The following is a 20,096-nucleotide window of genomic DNA, read 5'->3' as shown; positions in this document are numbered from 1 at the left end:
ATATGAAGAACTATATAGTATCATTATCAAAAAGAGCTTTGTTGTTAAGCGGTGCACTGGCAATATTTACAGCTTGTGACGACGGCGATCTGGGAGACATCTACAAAGGTAATTCATCCGGTGAATATGTGTCGGATGTGAACTGGACAGATGCAGCCGACAAAAGTACGGGAACTTATATCAAATATTTCTATGAGAATGCCAGCGGACGGGATACCTTTTGCGGAAGCATTTACTGGGAAAAACCGAATACACCGGAAACCGGAGAACCGGCAAGCACGGGCGGTAGCGGCGGATGGTCGCAGGGACATGCATTGGACATCGTGATCGATGCTTATATCCGTCACGCAAACAATCCCGAATATCAAGCTCATTTGTATGAAAACATCATGAAACCTTTCCTGCCGGCTTTTGATGACTGGAATGAACATTGCGGTTATGGTGGCAAAGACTTCTGGAATAACTTCTATGATGATATGGAATGGATGGCACTGTCTTGTCTGCGGGTTTATGAATTGACTGGCGATCAGGATTACTACAGTGCGTTGATGAAGATGTGGAACCATATCAAGGGAGCGAAGAATGACTATAAAGGGGTAGGAGGAATGGCATGGAAAACGGATGCGCCGGCTTCACGTATGTCTTGTTCCAATGGTCCCGGTTGCCTTCTGGCTATGAAATTGTATCAACTTACCGTTAAGGAGGCTAAAGACGGCTGGGAAGAGCAGGCTGCTTATTACCTGAACTTCGCCAAAGAGGTATACAACTGGATGACGGCTTATCTGTGTGATATTTCCACCGGACAGGTATATGATAATCTTAGTATTAAAGATGACGGAACACCGGGAGATCCTGATAAAGTAGCCTTGTCTTATAATCAGGGAACATTTATGGCGGCTGCCCTGGAGCTGTACAACGCTACAGGTGAGGATGAATATCTTCGTAATGCGGTTGCTTTCGGCTCTTACCAGGTGAATAAGAAAATGGATTCCAACTATCCGGTATTCAGTGGTGAAGGAAATTCGGGAGATAATCTTTTATTCCGTGGAATATTTGTCCGTTACTTCCTGGATATGGTGAAACAGCCGACTAACAGCCTTTATCCGGAAAAGACCAAGAATAAGTTTATCGCTGCATTGCGCAGCTGTTCTGATGTGCTTTGGACGTTGGCTCATCCCGAAGGCTATTATGTGTGGGAGTACGACTGGGCAAAAGCACCGACCTTCGGTAATCGTGACAACAGGGAAGATCGCCTGACAATCTCCTTGAATGCGGAAGTCCCGGGAGCAACAATGATTGAAATCCGTGCTCGTTATGAAGACTGGGTACAAGGTAAAGCAACGGAAAAGGCCAACTGGGTCGGACCGGATTTCGGTAAGAAAGCAGAGGAATAAGATTGATTTATTACACATAGAAAATCGAAAAGAAAGATGATACATATAAAAAGAAATATTTGTCTGGTGGCTGTTTCTTGCACTCTTCTTGCAGGTATACCTTTGCAGGGTGTGGCGCAAACGGGAAGAACGGCAAAGGTGCAGGCCACACAAAACCATAAAATAACAGTGTCGGGTACGGTATTGGACAAGACGACAAATGACCCGTTGATCGGTGTGTCTGTTGTCGTGAAAGGGGTGGCCAATGCAGGTACGATTACAGATATGGATGGTAAGTTTACATTGAAGCTGCCTTATGCGGAAGCTCCGTTGGTGTTTTCTTACCTGGGTTACCAGCCACAGGAAATTGTTCCCGGTGCAAAGAAGGAACTGACTGTCTTACTACAGGAAGATACGAAAGCCTTGCAGGAAGTGGTTGTGGTAGGTTATACCAAACAACGTAAAGAAACGATGATCGGTTCTGTTGCTACCATCACGACAAAAGATCTGACGCAAAGTCCTACTGCCAATATCAACAATGCGCTTGCCGGACGTCTGCCGGGGTTGATTGTAAACCAGTATGCGGGTGGTGAACCGGGTGTGGATCAAAGTGAATTGTTTATCCGTGGTAAGGCAACTTACGGTAACCAGAGTGCCATTGTCATTGTCGATGGAATCGAACGTGACATGAGTTACCTCGCACCGGATGAAATTGAAACATTCACTATCCTGAAAGATGCTTCCGCCACTGCCGCTTATGGTATCCGTGGTGCAAATGGTGTAATCGTTATTACTACCAAACGTGGTAAGGCAGCGGAAAAGGCAACCGTGAACCTGAAAGCCTCTATCGGTATTAACCAGCCGATCGGTTTCCCCGAATATTTAGGCTCTGCCGATTATGCAACTTTATATAATGAAGCCAGATTGAACGATGCCAAGATGACGGGTGCAGACATCAGCAGTTTGAACCTTTTCTCTCAACAGGCGATTGACAATTTCCGCCGTGCGAAAGGAGACAACTCCGATGGTTTGGGATATGACTGGGATTATTATGATTTTGCCTTCAAACCCGGTTTGCAGGAAGATGTCAGCCTCTCCATCCGTGGAGGTACGGACAAGGTACGTTATTATGTATTGGCCAATTACTTTTCACAAGGCGGTAACTACAAATATTCGAATGCCGGTGAATATGACTCGCAAACCAAGTTCACCCGTTACAACTTCCGTTCGAACATCGATATCAACATTAATCGTTATTTGAGTACCCGTTTGGATTTGGGGGCCCGTATTACCGACCGTAATGCACCGGGTACAACAGCCGGTCGCCTGATGACCATCTGTGCTACCCAGCCTCCATATCTGCCCATCCTGGTGGAAGAAAATGCGCATCCGCAGAATGAGGAATACATTCAGCAAAATCCTCGTGGAATGCTTTATGGTGACAATATCTACCGTTACAATCTTCTGGGTGAATTGAGCCGTACCGGTTATCTGAATGAAAAGAACACGTATCTGAATGGTAGTTTTGCCATGAATCTGGATATGGAATTTCTGACGAAAGGATTAAAAGCGGAAGTGATGTTCTCTTATGATGCTTCTGAAGGACGCTGGATTAATCGTAAACTGGATACTTACAAAGACGGTTATCGTGAATATCCGAAATATGCGACGTTTATGCCGATCGAAGGTTCGGATGCTTATATGGCAGGCGGACACTATACGGGTGCTTACAAAACGGGTAACAAATATGATATTGACCAGACTATTGGCAACGGATTCAGTCATAACGCTTCTGACGGACGTACTTATATACAGGCACGTTTGGATTACAACCGTTTGTTTAGCAACCGCCACGAAGTGACCGCCATGTTATTGGCAAACCGTGGTAACCGTACTGTTAACAATGAACTGGCTTATCATAGCCAGGGTATCACCGGACGCTTTGCTTATTATTATAATCAGAAGTATCTGATGGAATTTAACTTCGGTTACAATGGTTCCGAGAACTTCGCTCCGGGCAAACGTTACGGGTTCTTCCCAGCTGGTTCAATCGGTTGGGTAGTCTCTGAAGAGGAATTTATGAAAAAGGCTTCCTGGATTGACTTCCTGAAAGTAAGAGCCTCCTATGGTTTGGTAGGTAGTGACAACGTCAGCAGCCGTTTCCCATATCTGGCTTTCTACGGTGGTGGCAGCGGTTATGATTTCGGTAATAACTTTGGTACGAATGTAGGCGGTACTTCCGAAGGTAATCTGGCTAATGCGAATCTGACTTGGGAGAAAGCCCGTAAACTGAATGTCGGTATCGACTTTACTACCCTGAACCAACGTTTGGCATTGACGATAGATGCATTTTATGAATATCGTTTTGACATTATTACAGATATGAATAGTGACGGTATCATGGGATATCCGGATATTGTAGGTAAAGATGCAGCTTTACAGAATCTGGGTGAAGTAAGCAACCGCGGTGTGGATATCGAATTGAGCTGGAATGATAAGATTGGAAAGGATTTCCGTTACTATATTCGTCCGAACCTGACTTTCTCCCGCAACCGTTTGGAATATAAAGCGGAAGTTGCCCGCAAGAACTCCTGGCGTAAAGAAACCGGTAAACGTTTATACGAAAACTTCGTCTATGTGTTCGATCATTTTGTAGCCGATCAGGAAGAGGCTGACCGTTTGAACAAGATCGGTTATCAGCCGTGGGGACAATTAATTCCGGGAGATGTTGTTTATAAGGATTTGGATCGTAACGGAGTGATTGATGATGAAGACCGTACAGCAATGGGAAATCCGCGTAGTCCGGAACTGATGTTCGGTATTCCTTTCGGTTTCCAGTATAAGAACTTTGATTTTAGTGTATTATTGCAAGGTGCGACAAAATCATCTATTCTGTTGAATGGGGCTGCTGTATTTGACTTCCCGCAATTTGAACAAGATAAGATCGGACGTGTGAAGAAAATGCATCTGGACCGTTGGACACCGGAAACGGCTGCTACTGCCAAATATCCGGCATTGCATTATGGAACACATGATAACAACAAGAATGGAAACAGTAGTTTGTTTTTGTATGATGCTTCCTACCTGCGTCTTAAGAATGTGGAAATTGGTTACAATGTATCACCCAAATTATTACGTAAATTCCATGTGCAACAGGCACGTATCTATGTACAAGGTCTGAATCTGTTGACTTTTGATAAACTGGGTGATGTGGATATAGATCCGGAAACGAAATCCGGAGACGGAGCTTCCTGGTATCCTATTCAAAAGGTATTCAATTTTGGTATTGATATAACATTCTAAATAAGATAGAAATATGAAAAAGTTATATAGATTTTCAGCAATTGCTTTATTGGTCCTGCCGTTGGTCTTTACTTCATGTAGCGATTACCTGGATCGGGACGATGATGATAATATTACGGAAGCGGACGTTTTTGCCCGTTACGAAAAAGTGAACGGTCTGGTTTCCGACGTATACGCGGCTGCAAAGAAAGCAGACCGTCCGCTGGTGTTCTTCGAGCACTTCAGCAACAGTGCCATTACGGACGAATGTGAAGGAACCAACGTAGAGGGAAACATTACGAATAACTTCAATAACGGTGCCTGGAACCCGAATTCTTTGCCCGGTAGTGTAGGGCAATATTGGGAAGCTCTTTATGAAGGAATCCGTAAAGCGAACCTGATTATAGAAAATGTACAGAAGTATAACACGCCCGACAACCCACAGCAGGATGGTGATCTTCGCAACCGTATCGGTGAGATGTATTTCATGCGTGGTTATTTCCACATGCTGTTATTGCGTATGTATGGCGAAGCTCCTTATATTGACCGTGTGATTAATGCCGGAGATAATATGGACTTCAAGAAAGAATCTGTTCATTCGATGGTTGAAAAGATTGTGACAGATGCGCAAACTGCTTATGGCATGGTTCCTAATAAATATGTGAAAACTTCCGAGAATTTTGGTCGTGTGGATAAGGGAGCCTGTCTGGGATTGATTTCTTTTGTTCGCTGGGTAGCGGCTACTCCGTTGTGGAACGGTGCTTCTCAATATGGATACAACTTGCGTCGTGTGTTTGAAAATGAGTATGCTTATGATGCTACTCGTTGGAGAAAAGCCAAAGAAGCGGCTAAAGCCGTTCTGGATTTCGAAGTCGGCGGAACCAAGCGTTATTCTCTCTATACGAAACATGATGCAAATGATTTCAAGGATCCGGCTGACGGTAATCTGAATGACAGCCGTGTATATGCTCGTTTGTGGGATATGTTTTATGATATGGATGCCTTTGCCAATGAGTATGTGTTCTTTATGACGAAGAGCAAGGATCAGGCATGGCAGGGTGATATTTATCCGCCCAGCCGTGAGGGAAGTTCGCGCCAGCAACCGGTGCAGGAACAAGTGGATGAATACGAATATATCGTAGGTGATTATGGCTATCCGGTATATTCGGCAGAAGCCCGCAAAGGTGGCTATGATGATACTAATCCGTATGTGAAAGGTACTCGTGACCCGCGTTTCTATCGTGATGTAATTTATCACGGAGCTCCTTACCGTAATAATAAGAACGAGTCGAAAACGATCAATATGGCGAGTGGTTCCGATAAGATTGGTGCTACCAATGCAACTACTACCGGTTATTATTTACGTAAATTCCAACAGGAGTCATGGAACAAATCCGGTAACTTCAGTATCAATGCGCCCGCCATCTGGCGTCTTCCGGAGTTTATTTATATTTATGCAGAGGCTTGTAATGAATTGGGCGAGGATATCGATGAAGCTTATAAATTGGTGAATACGGTTCGTGAACGTTCTTTTATGAAACCGATGCCGCCGGAAGTAAAGACTAATCAACAGTTGATGCGTGAATACATTCAGCGCGAACGTCGCGTGGAACTTTTTTATGAAGGAAAACGTCCGTGGACTTGCCGCTTGTATCTGGAACCCACCAGTAAGGAAGAGCTAGCAAAGGAAAGCCTTTGGAAATCGAGCGGGAGTGACAATTCAAAACGTACACAGAAATACTGGGCTGCCAATAACGGTGCATTGCCCCGTTGCCAGCGAATGATTAACGGAATGCGTCCGGTGCAGGATGAGAATGGGGCCATTACGGTTGACGGTGTGAAATATAGAATGGAGCGTTTCTGCGTGGAAGAACGTACGTTCTCTATTCAGCATTATCTGTTCCCGATTCGCCAGAGTGAGTTGCAGAAGACACCGACCATTGAACAAAATCCCGGATGGTAAACCGGTAGGAATGTATAACTTTAAAAAGAAAATCAGATGAAACGAATCTATACATATATGTGTCTGTTGCTTTTGTCGGTATTATCGTTTGCTGTTACAGGTTGTGATGACGATGACGACGACGATGTGGCTAAAGACTTGATAGAGTTGATTGTGAACAAACCGGTAATACGTATCGGGCAGAATGAGGAAGCCAAAGTGAATGTAGTGGTTGGAAACGGAAACTATACCGTGAGAAGTTTCAACACTGCCATTGCAACGGCTACCGTTTCCGGCGAATTGATAACTGTAAAAAGTGGCTCACAGAATGGGGCCACTACCGTCGAAGTAATGGATGGAGAAGGAGTAGTTGCCAATATTTCTGTGAATGTAGGTGTATTTGAATTGGAAGTGAATGAACCGGAGGTGATCTTGGAAGTTGCCGGTGAAAAGCAACTGATTGTTAGCATGGGAAACTTTTCCAGCAATGATGAATTGTCTTATGAGGTGGAGGATGAAACGGTTGTCAGCATGGTTAATACAGATCAGTTCCGTCCTTTCTATACTTTGACAGGTTTGAAGAACGGACATACAACAGTGACTTTTACAGACCATAAAGGAAAACAGGCAGTAGTTCAGGTGACGGTAAATCCGATTTCTATCGATGTCTCCAACCTGACACCGAGAGTGGGAGTCAACAATAAGATCATGATTACGGTAGAAAAAGGGAACGGAGGTTATAGTCTGACAGCAGAGGATGAAGAGATTGTAGCTATTCAGCAGGTGGATGACACTCGTTTCAATTTAATAGGTAAAAAAGCGGGTATCACTACCGTGTTTGTCAGAGACGAAGCGGAACAGGAATTAAGTCTGACCGTTACGGTGGTACAGGCAGATAAAGTAGCGAACCTAGGTAGCGGTAATTACTTTAAAGTACCGTTTGAATATAATGGTACGGCAGATGAATCGCTAAAGAATTTGAGTACGATCACATTTGAGGCTCGTTTCAATATTGAGTCGTTGAATGGCAATGACAATGGAAATGCCCGGATTAATACGGTGATGGGTATAGAGAAGAAATTCCTGCTGCGTGTCGACGTGCATAAGGGAGGAAGCAATGATGAAGAACGTTTCCTTCAGCTTGCTGCAGATGATAAAGGTAGTATTCGCTATGAGGGCTCTACTAAGATAGAAACCAATAAGTGGTATGATGTGGCTGTGGTATTGGATAATAGTAAGAGCGGAAGCGAACGGATTGCATTGTATGTAAATGGTGTCAGAGAAACGCTTCAATTATCAAACGGTACGCCGGATGATTTGAAAGAGATCAATCTTACTTCTGATTTCTACATCGGCCAGTCTGATGGTAAACGCCGGTTGAACGGAGCTATCAGTTATGCCCGTATTTGGACAAAAGCCTTGTCGGATCAACAGATCTCCGAGCAGAGCGGCAAGTTGTTGAGTGAGGATAAGGATGGAATGGTAGCTAATTGGTTATTCAATAATGGAAATGGTAATACCAAGACATTTGTGTCCTTGGCAGGAAAGAGCTTCGAAGCAGAGGCGGCAAATATTGTTTCAAGTTGGAAAACAGATCCGATATTGGAAACAAGTACTCCTACAGAATAATTGTAAGAAGATAGGATAATAAAAAAGCCATCCCCGGAATAGACGAAAGTAGGGATGGCTTTTTTTGTAGTGTGCTTACTATTCTTCGGCAGACTATGTCCTGCATGTTGTTGGCAAGGTTATTCCTTGACAGGCTCAGCCGGTTTGTCTTTTGATGTAGTGTCTGTGACAACTGTATCATTGACATTGGCGGCGAGTGCAACCAGTGATGCCTTTGCAGGCGCGTCTTCTTTAGTTACAGTATCTTTTACTACTGTATCATTGACAACTGTTGCATTGATTTCTGTCGGGGCTGTCACAGCTTCTGCAGAACTCTGAGCCTTTACAAGGAATGAACCACCACAAACAAACATAAACATTGCTACTACTAATACTAATTTTTTCATAATCGTTTGCTTTAATGATTATTAGACATATGTTTTCAATTCTCTACCTTTGTGTTAAGGAATCGGTTATTGCTTTTCGCTAACGTCTAATTAAAGATCAAAGCGCGTGCCAAAATTAGATAATGTATGATAAGTGATTGATAAATAAGGGAATGAGGAAGATGATGCTAATTAGGATAGTGGGGAAGTATGTGTGGAGTGTGTGGAAACTGTGGCGGGGAGTGTGGAATTATTCCACACTCCCCGCCACAGTTCTTTTATTTAGGTAATCTATTTACTTAATTTCATCCGGCCAGGGACAAGGTTTACCTGTCGCTTTGAAAGTCGGTCGTTGTGCATCTACTTTTCTTAGAAAGTTGCCTAGCTCTTTAGAAAGTTTCTTCACGATGTCCGGATGCTGTGCACTAAGGTCGTTGCTTTCCCCTATATCATCAGGTATGTTGAATAACTCTTTCTTTCCTGTTCCATAGTAATAAATCAATTTCCAGTCACCGTTTCGAACGGCACAATTAAAGTTGATTCCGGGACCGTCATTTCCCCAGTTGTTAGGCATATTCCAGAAAAGACTCCGACCCTTAGCTGGGTTGCCTGTCTGTTTCAGCAGAGGGATGAAACTGATACCGTCTATCGGTTGAACTGTCTGGTAGTTCTTGACACCTGCCATTTCAAGAATAGTAGGGTAGAAGTCTTCTATCAACAAGTAGTTGTTGCATTTGCTTCCCGGAGCTACTACTCCCGGCCAACTGACAATCATCGGTTCGCGGATACCGCCTTCATAAGTAGAACCTTTACCACTGTTCAATGGATAATTCTGTGTATGCAGCTTGCCGTCACGCCATCCGGATTCGGATGCAAGTCCTCCGTTATCACTCATAAAAATGATAATAGTGTTGTTGGCTTCTCCATTCTTTTTCAGCCAGTTCATTAAATCACCTAAACTTTTATCCATTCCTTCAATCAGTGTGGCATAAGCAGCTTCATGGTCTGTCATTCCTTTTTTCTTGTACTTCTCATAGAAGCGCATATCTTTGTTCAAAGGAATGTGGATGGCATATTGCGACATATACAAATAGAAAGGCTGATTATACTTTTTCGCTTTATCCAGTGCTTTAATGGCTTCCAACGTCAATGCTTCAGTTACAAAGGTTTCCGTTCCCCAATATTTCTCTAATCCGGGAACAGACATCAGTGATACCGCTTTCCCATCTTTGGTATGTCCGTAGTTCTCTTCTCCCAGGTAACTGGCAAGTCCACCGGCCGCATGTCCGGCAATATTTACCTCGAATCCCCAATGATGCGGATCTTCCCCTGGAGTATCTATCGCTCCGAAATGGGCTTTTCCACAATGTATAGTATGATAACCGCTGTTCTTTAGCAGTTGCACGAAGGAGGTTCCTACGAAAGTATGATTAGTGCCGGACACTTGACTTACTCCATTGTAATTCCAGTCAGGGACTGCCAGAATGCTATCTTTACGGTCTGTCATTGTATTCTTTTGCAGCGTCCAGTTAGTTACTCGGTGACGTGCGGCGTTGGTTCCGGTGATGAGGCTGCACCGGGTAGGAGAACTGATACTGTTGGCATACGCTTGAGTAAACATCATTCCCTGTTTTGCTAACCGCTCCATATTGGGAGTCTCGTACAATTCGTTATAGTGTGTCTTCTGTGTCCAGAATGGGAGTGAAGTATCCTGCCATCCCATATCGTCTACCATAAAGAGAATGATATTCGGACGTTTGTCCGCGCGTTCTATTTGCATATTGCTTTGTGCTTGCAGATTGGTTGCTGCGAGTGGCACAAATGCAAGGGGTAATAATGTTTTTTTATTCATGGGGGTCATTTTATTCTATGGAATATGCATTAAAATTAATAATATCTGGTAATGCGATAGATTCGGTTAAAGATAAGTTCGAGCACTACAAAAAGGAATCATTTCTCACCGTGATGAGAATAAATACTCATAGTAATGAGAACTTTTTCTCATCGCATTGAGAAAATTTTCTCATAGGCATGAGAATACTTGAGAAAATGCAAGAACGTAACTTGTTACAAATCAATATTGTATAATTTCAATTTATTATATAAAGTCTTTCGATCAATATTCAGTAATTGCGCTGCTTTACTCTTATTGTTTCCTGTTTGGCGTAGCGCCTCCAAAATATGCTCTTTTTCAGTCTCTTCATTGCGTAATGCAATGCTCGTATTGCTGGATGCAGGAGTTTCTAAAAGCTCGGTCCCCAATTCCAATAAAGTAATGAAACTGCTTTGTGCCAATAAAGTTGCTCTTTTGACGATGTTCTTCATTTGGCGCAAGTTTCCCGGCCAATGATAATTCATTAAAGCTTGCGATGCTTTTGCATCGAAACCAATCAGGTGTTTATCCAGTTCCTTGTTTGCCTGATCGAGGAAGAAATTGGCAAAGAGCAGAATATCTTCTTTCCGTTCTTTCAGATCGGGCATACGGAGGGTAAATTCATTGATACGATGATAAAGGTCTTCACGGAAAGTACCTTTTTCAATGGCTTGTTCCAGATTCTCATTGGTGGCAGATACCAGACGAATATCTACCGATATCTCCTGTGTAGAACCTACCGGACGTATTTTTCTCTCTTGCAAGGCACGAAGCAGTTGTATCTGCACTTCATAACTAAGGTTTCCGATCTCATCCAGAAAGATAGTACCACCGTTGGCTGCAACGAAAGCACCCGTTTTATCTGTCAGAGCACCTGTAAACGAACCTTTCACATGACCGAAAAATTCGGAAGCAGCCAGTTCTTTGGGGATAGATCCACAATCTACGGCAATAAACGGTTTATCGTTTCGTTTGCTAAGTTGATGAATACGGTGCGCCACATACTCTTTTCCTGTTCCGCTGGAACCGTTGATAAGTACGGACATATTGGTCGGAGCTACCAGACCTACATAATTGTAGAGTTGTTTGGCTGCATCACTTTCTCCTTCCAGATAAGCACGATGATTTTCTGTTGAATCTTTAGATGAAGTAGAAGCACCTTTTTTAGAAGAAGATTTAGCAACGTTATGAGTAGCAAGACTCTTTTCAGACTGCAGACATTCAGAAATTTTCTTCAGTAATTCTTCCGGATTTACCGGTTTGGCTATATAATCACGTGCTCCCAGTTTCATTGCCTGTACGGCGGATTGTATATCCGCATAGCCAGTCATGATGATTAAAGGAATGTCCATGCCTTGTTCATTCATCCATTTCAGCAGATCGATACCTTCGTGGTCGGGTAGTCGCAGGTCTGATAAAATCAGATCGACGTTTTGGCTTTCGATATGTTTTCGGGCGCGGGCAATATTACTCACTGATGATACTTCAAAGCCCTTTTTGCCTAGCCAGGTTTTTAGCATCATTCCAAAAGTGATATCATCTTCAACGATCAATATGGAGCTCATCATGTCAGGTTTTGATTCTTTTAAGTCACAAAGGTAAGAGGATTTAGGCGAAAGTGGTATATTTGCAAACTTAAATTAAATAAAAGTGTTATGAAAAAGATTCTATTGATAATATTAACCATATCGTTTTGTGGACTTACTGCCTGCAAAACTGGAACAAAAAAAGGAGGAGACATGGATAAAGAAACGTTGGTAAAGATTGAAACAACTTTAGGAGACATTGAGGTGAAACTATATAATGAGACACCGAAACATCGTGATAATTTTATCAAACTGGTGAAGGACGGAGTTTATGAGGGCACACTGTTTCATCGTGTTATCAAAGATTTTATGGTTCAGGCCGGTGATCCGGACTCAAAGAATGCACCGAAAGGAAAAATGCTGGGTACCGGAGACGTAGGTTATACTGTTCCCGCTGAATTTGTATATCCTAAATATTTCCATAAGAAAGGTGCCTTGTCCGCTGCCCGTCAGGGAGATAATGTGAACCCGAAGAAAGAATCTTCCGGTTGTCAGTTCTATATCGTGACAGGTAAGGTGTTCAATGACTCTACCTTGCTGGGTATGGAAAGCCAGATGAATGAGAATAAGATTAATGTTATTTTCAATACGCTGGCACAGAAACACATGAAGGAAATTTATAAGATGCGAAAAGCAAATGACGAAAACGGTCTTTATGATTTGCAGGAAAAGTTGTTTGCAGAGGCACAGGAAATGGCAGCTAAACAACCGGAATTTCATTTCACTCCGGAACAGATTGAAGCCTATACAACGGTGGGAGGAACTCCGCATCTGGATGGCGAATATACTGTGTTCGGTGAAGTAGTGAAAGGTCTGGATATTGTGGATAAAATCCAGCAGGTGAAAACCGACCGTAGCGATCGTCCCGAAGAAGATGTAAAAATAACAAAGGTGACAATACTTGACTGAAATATATGAAAATCAACAGGCATATTCTTGATAATGGGTTACGTCTGGTACATTCGCAGGACGAAAGTACGCAGATGGTTGCCCTTAATATATTATATAATGTGGGAGCTCGCGACGAAGATCCCGAACATACCGGTTTTGCCCATTTGTTCGAACACCTGATGTTCGGAGGGTCGGTGAATATTCCCGATTATGATATGCCGCTTCAATTGGCGGGTGGAGAGAATAATGCCTGGACGAATAATGATATAACCAATTACTACCTCACTGTACCTCGTCAGAATGTAGAAACCGGCTTTTGGTTGGAATCCGACCGGATGTTGAGTCTTGATTTTAGAGAACGGAGTCTGGAGGTACAGCGGGGAGTAGTAATGGAAGAATTCAAACAGCGATGTTTGAATCAGCCTTATGGGGATATCGGACATCTTTTGCGTCCTCTGGCTTATCAGACGCATCCTTATCAATGGCCTACTATCGGAAAAGAGTTGTCGCATATTGCCAATGCTACGCTGGAAGAAGTGAAGGCATTCTTTTTCCGTTTTTATGCTCCTAATAATGCCATATTAGCTGTGACCGGTAATATCTCTTTCGAAGAGGCGGTTGCTTTGACAGAAAAATGGTTCGGCTCTATTCCTCGTCGGGAAGTTCCTCAACGGAACCTGCCACAAGAACAGGAACAGACGGAAGAACGGCGGCTGACGGTAGAGAGAAATGTTCCTCTCGATTCTTTATTTATGGCATACCACATGCCTGCCCATTGCCATCCGGATTATTATGCATTTGATATTTTGTCGGATGTGTTGAGCAACGGACGTTCCAGCCGGTTGAACCAGCGTTTGGTACAACAGAAACAATTATTTTCGAGTATAGATGCTTATATTTCCGGCAGTGTAGATGCGGGGTTATTCCATATTAGTGGTAAACCTTCGGCAGGTGTCACCCTGGAACAGGCGGAAGCGGCAGTGCGGGAAGAACTGGAACTGTTGCAGCAAGAATTGGTTGACGAACAGGAACTGGAAAAAGTGAAGAACAAATTTGAGTCCACCCAGATATTCGGCAACATCAATTATTTGAATGTGGCAACCAACCTGGCTTGGTACGAATTGCTTGGCCGGGCGGAGGACATGGAAAAAGAGGTCGATCGTTATCGGTCTGTCACGGCTGAACAATTGCGGGCGGTAGCTCAATCTGCTTTCCGTAAGGAGAACGGAGTAATACTATATTATAAGAAACAACAAAATTAAATTCTCCCTTTTTATAATCTATCAGTGAAAGGGGAAAGTCCCTTTGCCTGAAAATGGAGATACGTTTAGGTAACGGAAAAGTAAATGAGACATATTTATAGTACATATAAAGAGCATTATAAAGCACTAATTTTTCTCGGACTGCCGATTGTGATCGGTCAAATAGGAGTAATCGTTCTTGGATTTGCGGATACGTTAATGATCGGGCATCATAGTACGATTGAGCTGGGAGCAGCTTCCTTCGTCAATAATGTGTTCAATCTGGCGATTATTTTCAGTACGGGTTTTTCGTATGGGCTGACTCCCATTGTGGGAGGTTTGTATGGAACCCGCCAGTATGCCCCTGCGGGACAGGCTTTACGCAACAGTTTGCTGGCAAACCTGATGGTTGCATTGCTGCTGACTGTCTGTATGACTGTTCTTTATCTAAATATAGAACGTCTCGGACAGCCGGAAGAATTGATTCCCCTGATTAAACCGTATTACCTTGTTTTGCTCGCTTCACTAGTGTTTGTCATGCTTTTCAATGGATTCAAGCAGTTTACAGACGGAATTACGGATACAAAAACCGCTATGTGGATATTGCTTGGTGGAAATGTCTTGAATATCATAGGAAACTATATCCTGATTTATGGAAAGCTCGGATTGCCCGAGTTAGGTCTGTTGGGAGCAGGTGTCAGCACGCTGTTCTCGCGTATCGTGATGGTGATTATATTTATCATCATCTTTATGCGTAGTCCGCGTTTTGTCCGCTATAAGATTGGCTTTTTCCGTTTGGGATGGTCACGAGCTGTATTTGGGCATTTGAATGGTCTCGGATGGCCGGTTGCTTTTCAAATGGGAATGGAGACAGCCTCCTTTAGTCTAAGTGCGATCATGATCGGTTGGCTGGGTACTATCGCTCTGGCTTCTCATCAGGTTATGCTGGCTATTTCGCAGTTTACATTTATGATGTATTACGGTATGGGTGCTGCTGTGGCTGTTCGTGTCAGTAACTTCAAAGGTCAGAATGATATCATTAATGTACGTCGTTCTGCCTATGCAGGTTTTCATCTGATGATGACATTGGGCGTTGTGCTTTCTTTGATTGTCTTCCTTTGCCGGAATTACTTGGGAGGCTGGTTTACCGACAGTCAGGAAGTGGCTGCTATGGTGACCTCTCTAATCTTCCCTTTCCTCATTTACCAGTTTGGCGACGGACTGCAGATTACTTTCGCCAATGCTTTGCGTGGAATTTCAGATGTAAAACTAATGATGATTATCGCCTTTGTCGCCTATTTCATTATTTCTCTTCCTGTAGGTTATTTCTGCGGCTTTGTCATGGGATGGGGAGTAGTAGGTGTCTGGATGGCATTTCCTTTTGGTTTGACGAGCGCAGGATTGATGCTTTGGTGGCGTTTTCATCACATGACGAAACTCCCCGAACCTCACCCCAAAACCTGATGCTAAATACTTGATAATTAAAACTTAATACTTAACCCCAATGGCTTCCTTCCGTTTTACAAAGTTGAAAATAACCGCCGGTTACACTTTGTTGCTGGCGATCCTCCTTTTCTCGCTGGTGTTTGTACATCGTGAGATGGAAGCATTGTCGGCCGCCGACGATCAACAGAATTTAAGAACAGACAGTTTATTGACCCTTCTCCATGAGAAAGATCAAAACACGATTCAGATGTTGCGGGTGCTAAGTGAGGCAAACGACAGCCTTCTCTCTGCTTCGGAAATCGAAGAAATCATATCCGAACAGGATTCTGTGATTACCCAGCAACGGGTACAACATCGGGTCATCACCAAACGTGACTCGTTAATCACTACTCCTAAAAAGAAGGGATTCTTCAAACGACTCGCCGAAGTGTTTTCCCCTTCTAAACAAGACAGTGCCGTATTAGTAAATACATCGTTGGAAGTAGCCACTGATACCATTCTCCAACCGACCACTTCTAAAGATTCTCTTCAGCAGAAAATCCGCATGGCTACCGAAGAAAAACGGTTGCAACGGAGGAAAACAATCCGGCGTACCAGTACAAAGTACCAGCGGATGAATACGCAGTTGACGGCACGGATGGATAGCTTGATTAAACAGTATGAGGAAGAAATGACCTTGCGTGCCCGTCAGGATGCCGAACTTCAGCAGGAAGTGAGGATGCGGTCGGCACGTATCATCGGCGGTATCGCGGTTGGTGCCGTACTATTATCGGCTTTTTTCCTGATATTGATTATGCGGGATATTTCCCGTAGCAACCGTTACCGCCAGCAATTGGAGGTGGCGAATAAACGGGCGGAAGATTTGCTGATCGCCCGTGAAAAATTAATGCTTGCCATTACCCATGATTTTAAAGCTCCGTTAGGCTCAATTATGGGATATACCGAACTCCTGTCCCGATTGACAGAAGATGAACGGCAACGATTCTACCTCGACAATATGAAAAGTTCTTCAGAACATTTATTGAAGTTAGTCAGTGACTTGCTTGATTTCCACCGGCTTGATCTCAATAAAGCGGAAGTGAATCGCGTAACCTTTAACCCTTCCCAGCTATTCGACGAAATTTATGTCAGTTTCGAACCTTTGACCGCTGCCAAAGGTTTAGCCTTGCAATGTCACGTCGTCCCGGAACTGAATGGAAGATATATCAGTGATCCTTTGCGACTCCGGCAAATTGTGAACAACCTTTTGTCCAATGCCGTAAAGTTTACTCAAAAAGGAGAAATTAGCCTGACAGCCAGTTATGATTCTTCTAAGTTAACCATCGCCATTGCCGATACAGGAAAAGGAATGGCATCAGAAGATCGTGAACGTATCTTCCAAGAATTTACACGTCTTTCCGGTGCGCAGGGGGAAGAAGGTTTCGGACTCGGACTCTCTATTGTGAAGAAATTGGTAACTTTGCTTGAAGGAACCATTGACGTGCAAAGCACATTAGGAAAAGGGAGCTGTTTTACTGTAACTTTACCTCTTTATCCGGTAGGTAAATTCCTTGCAGAGAGCGAATCTCCGGAAAGTGAATCTTCGGAGAATGAAAGTCCATACGCTCTCAAACAGTCGGCTGCCATTCCTCCCATGAAAGTCATTCGTGTGCTTTTGATTGATGACGATAAGATTCAGCTGAATCTGACTGCCGCCATGTTGAAACAGCATGGTATTGATGCAGTGTGCTGTGAACAGCTGGAACAGCTGATTGAACAACTTCGCTCTTCCGTCTTCGATGTATTGCTGACAGATATACAAATGCCTGCCATTAACGGGTTTGATCTGGTAAAACTATTACGGGCTTCTAATATACCACAAGCAAAAACAATCCCTGTTATTGCTGTGACTGCCCGTAGTGAAATGGATAAAGCCGCTTTACATGAACATGGTTTTGCCGGTTGTTTGCATAAACCGTTTACAGTAAAGGAATTGTTGCTAACAGTAAATGAAGGTCAACTTTCGACCGATGAAGCGCATATAACAGAAGATATGCAACTAAATGTAAATGCCCTCACTTCTTTTTCGGAGGATGATCCTGAAGCTACACATTCCATTATCCAAACATTTATAGAGGAAACACAAAAGAGTGCTGACCGGATGGTGCAGGCATTAAATGCTAAGGAGGTGGATGAAATAGCTGCAATAGCTCACAAACTTCTTCCTCTTTTTACATTGATTGGAGCTGGGAATGCTGTAATTCTACTGAGTTGGTTGGAGGCAAGGCGTGGGGAGGACTTTTCTACGGAAATAAATGAAAAGGTTGAGAGCATTCTTCAAGAAATTCAGAAAATCCTGAAAGAGGTAAACGGTGTAGAGTGTTCGAATATTCTTAATTCTGAAATATGATTTAATGTTTATTTATTGTTTTTTTCTATCGTTTATTTCTATATTTGCTGTCTAAAACTTGCTAAATGATACGTGAGCCTGGTTTTTCTATTAATCGGAAAGATATATTTGAAAGATTGTTCAGTGATTATTACGGGATATTAGTATGTTATGCTCAAAAATATACGAAACGTGAAGATATAGCTGAAGATATCGTACAAGATGTATTTGCATCTTTGTGGGAAGAAAATCGTATATTTCCTTCGCAAGCGAATTTTCGTTCATTTCTTTATATTTCGATAAGAAATGCGGCTTTTGATTATTTGCGACATCAAAATGTAGAAAGTCGTTATATTGAAGAAGCTTTGACTGCAAATCGTTTCTTGTCGGATGATTCTTTTCAGAAAGAAGAAGTTTTTCGCTTACTATTTAAACAGATTGATTTACTTCCGGAACGTTGTCGGGAAATATTCTTGTTACATCTGGAAGGTTATGATAATGATGCTATTGCTAAAAAATTATCGTTGTCAATAGAAACTGTTAAAACTCAAAAGAAACGTGCAATGAAAACTCTTCGGAACAATCTGAAAGAGAAATTGCAAAAAAAATATCCAGATACCTCATTTTTTATTCTTTTCTTGTACCTCGATTTATATCTATAATCGTTTGTGTAATACAAATGATAATTAGATAGTATGGAGATTGAAAAACTAATTGTTAAATACTTGGTCGGGTGTTTATCTAAAGAAGAAGACCAAATTCTAAAAAAATGGTTGCAAGAGGATGAATCTCATCTGCGTTTTTTTCAGAAAATCAACTTGGATAAGACTGCTGTTGAGGATTATCGTCAATATCATCGTTTTGATGCTAAATCGGATGAGGCTTTCCGTAAAGTATGGACCTCTTTACATAAGGGAACTAGAAGGATATCAACGCAAAGAAAAATAGGCTTTTTTTCTCGTCGTTGGTTGAAGATTGCTTGTGCTCTACTGATATTGCTATTTTCTGTAGGGGGAGGACTCTATTTTTACTATGAGGCATCACGAATAACTCCTGGAGAGTCAAAAGCAATATTGACTTTAGAAGATGGTAGTGCTAAACAATTGAAAAAATCAGGGCAAGAACATTGGATTTATATAGGTGATACACCTATTGCAAGAGAGTATGATGGGATGATTGTTTATCATATCCCAGAAACATCAAAAGTGGAAATAAGTCAACAGAATACTTTGTCTGTTCCTCGTGGAGGAGAATTTCGATTAACTTTATCAGATGGAACAAGGGTACATTTGAATTCTTTATCAGAGTTGAAATATCCGGTTAGTTTTAAAGGTATGAATGAACGAACTGTAGAATTGAAAGGGGAGGCCTTTTTTGAAATAGCGAAAGATTCATTACATCCATTTAAAGTAGAAACTCAAGGAATTTTGATACAGCAGTTTGGGACGGCGTTTAATGTGAAGTCTCGTGTGAAAGGAAAAGTTGAAGTTGCTTTAGTGCAGGGTAGCATTGGAATTTATACTCAATCTCAAAAGTTGCATAAACTATCACCAGGACAGCTAGCCATATGGGATGCTTCTACGGATCTTTTATCAGTTGAAAATAAAGATTTGTTATTAAATACCGCTTGGCATTCTAATCGTTTTATTTTTTATGATGAGAGTCTGGGAAGTCTGATGGAAGAACTTGCATTGTGGTATAATGTAGATGTTGATTTCTTAGATAAATCATTGAAAGAACTTCATTTCACAGGCAGTTTATATCGATATGACGATATAGCTGTCATTTTGAATGCTATCGAAGAGACAGTAAATGTTGACTTTAAGATTTCCGGACTTCGTATTAAAATTGATCGGAAGAATAAATAATAATATATAAGTGATTATGAGAATTCTAATTATTATAATGTTGCTATGTACAACATTAGTCCCTAATTACCTGTATGCCATTTCTCATGAAAATTATAGTGAGGAATCGCTTCTGTTATCCGAAATTTCGGATAACAGAAGTTATCCAAACCAAAATATTATCCCAACTTGACTTTTTATTGTATTGAATATCAGTAAATTGTTATATTTTAGTAGCAGATAATAAAGAGTG

13 protein-coding genes are annotated in these 20,096 nt (G+C 42.2%); 10 read left to right on the top strand and 3 right to left on the bottom strand.

The features are described 5' to 3' along the window. The first annotated feature begins 2 nt into the window (after positions 1 to 2). From N5O98_RS18825 to N5O98_RS18810, 4 genes are read left to right on the top strand one after another with little or no spacing between them, the layout of a single operon-like run. The gene (locus tag N5O98_RS18825; protein ID WP_004299916.1) at positions 3 to 1,394 is read left to right on the top strand and encodes a glycoside hydrolase family 76 protein; all 1,392 of its coding nucleotides are present in this window, start codon (positions 3 to 5) and stop codon (positions 1,392 to 1,394) included. A 36-nt stretch (positions 1,395 to 1,430) separates the two neighbouring features. Next, complete coding sequence (locus N5O98_RS18820; RefSeq protein ID WP_008649705.1) at positions 1,431 to 4,676, top strand: SusC/RagA family TonB-linked outer membrane protein; 3,246 nt, start codon at positions 1,431 to 1,433, stop codon at positions 4,674 to 4,676. Between the two features lie 13 nt (positions 4,677 to 4,689). Next, the gene (locus N5O98_RS18815) at positions 4,690 to 6,618 is read left to right on the top strand and encodes a RagB/SusD family nutrient uptake outer membrane protein (RefSeq protein WP_118161276.1); all 1,929 of its coding nucleotides are present in this window, start codon (positions 4,690 to 4,692) and stop codon (positions 6,616 to 6,618) included. A 36-nt stretch (positions 6,619 to 6,654) separates the two neighbouring features. Continuing rightward, on the top strand, positions 6,655 to 8,226 hold the full coding sequence (locus tag N5O98_RS18810) for a LamG domain-containing protein (protein WP_022276192.1): 1,572 nt from the start codon (positions 6,655 to 6,657) through the stop codon (positions 8,224 to 8,226). Positions 8,227 to 8,345: 119 nt separating this feature from the next. On the opposite strand, the gene N5O98_RS18805 is transcribed toward N5O98_RS18810, so the two are convergent. The 3 genes from N5O98_RS18805 to N5O98_RS18795 form a co-directional block, all read right to left on the bottom strand. Beyond that, the gene (locus N5O98_RS18805; RefSeq protein ID WP_004299920.1) at positions 8,346 to 8,612 is read right to left on the bottom strand and encodes a hypothetical protein; all 267 of its coding nucleotides are present in this window, start codon (positions 8,610 to 8,612) and stop codon (positions 8,346 to 8,348) included. Between the two features lie 274 nt (positions 8,613 to 8,886). Then, the gene (locus N5O98_RS18800) at positions 8,887 to 10,443 is read right to left on the bottom strand and encodes a sulfatase (RefSeq protein WP_118161277.1); all 1,557 of its coding nucleotides are present in this window, start codon (positions 10,441 to 10,443) and stop codon (positions 8,887 to 8,889) included. A 215-nt stretch (positions 10,444 to 10,658) separates the two neighbouring features. Beyond that, positions 10,659 to 12,032, bottom strand: coding sequence for a sigma-54-dependent transcriptional regulator (locus tag N5O98_RS18795; RefSeq protein WP_004324634.1), 1,374 nt, complete (start codon positions 12,030 to 12,032; stop codon positions 10,659 to 10,661). An 87-nt stretch (positions 12,033 to 12,119) separates the two neighbouring features. Between N5O98_RS18795 and N5O98_RS18790 the strand changes: the two genes are divergently transcribed. The 6 genes from N5O98_RS18790 to N5O98_RS18765 all read left to right on the top strand — a co-directional run bounded on the left by N5O98_RS18790 (position 12,120) and on the right by N5O98_RS18765 (position 19,864). Continuing rightward, the gene (locus N5O98_RS18790) at positions 12,120 to 12,959 is read left to right on the top strand and encodes a peptidylprolyl isomerase (RefSeq protein WP_004324635.1); all 840 of its coding nucleotides are present in this window, start codon (positions 12,120 to 12,122) and stop codon (positions 12,957 to 12,959) included. A gap of 5 nt (positions 12,960 to 12,964) precedes the next feature. Next, positions 12,965 to 14,203 carry a M16 family metallopeptidase gene (locus N5O98_RS18785; protein WP_022199758.1) on the top strand — a complete coding sequence of 413 codons (1,239 nt, stop codon included), beginning with the start codon at positions 12,965 to 12,967 and terminating at the stop codon, positions 14,201 to 14,203. Positions 14,204 to 14,287: 84 nt separating this feature from the next. Then, positions 14,288 to 15,646, top strand: coding sequence for an MATE family efflux transporter (locus N5O98_RS18780; RefSeq protein WP_118161278.1), 1,359 nt, complete (start codon positions 14,288 to 14,290; stop codon positions 15,644 to 15,646). Between the two features lie 40 nt (positions 15,647 to 15,686). Continuing rightward, entirely contained in the window at positions 15,687 to 18,017 is a 2,331-nt protein-coding gene (locus N5O98_RS18775; RefSeq protein ID WP_118161279.1) for a hybrid sensor histidine kinase/response regulator, read from the top strand. A 65-nt stretch (positions 18,018 to 18,082) separates the two neighbouring features. Beyond that, a complete protein-coding gene (locus N5O98_RS18770) occupies positions 18,083 to 18,658 on the top strand; it encodes an RNA polymerase sigma-70 factor (RefSeq protein ID WP_004304929.1) in 576 nt (191 codons plus the stop codon). A 33-nt stretch (positions 18,659 to 18,691) separates the two neighbouring features. After that, complete coding sequence (locus tag N5O98_RS18765; protein ID WP_004324638.1) at positions 18,692 to 19,864, top strand: FecR family protein; 1,173 nt, start codon at positions 18,692 to 18,694, stop codon at positions 19,862 to 19,864. Positions 19,865 to 20,096: the final 232 nt, after the last annotated feature.

This window comes from Bacteroides sp. LFL-34, assembly GCF_027257075.1.
In the GTDB taxonomy this organism is placed as follows: Bacteria; Bacteroidota; Bacteroidia; order Bacteroidales; family Bacteroidaceae; genus Bacteroides; species Bacteroides ovatus.
Note: the sequence above shows the minus strand (reverse complement) of the source record. Positions and strands in the feature narration are given on the sequence as shown.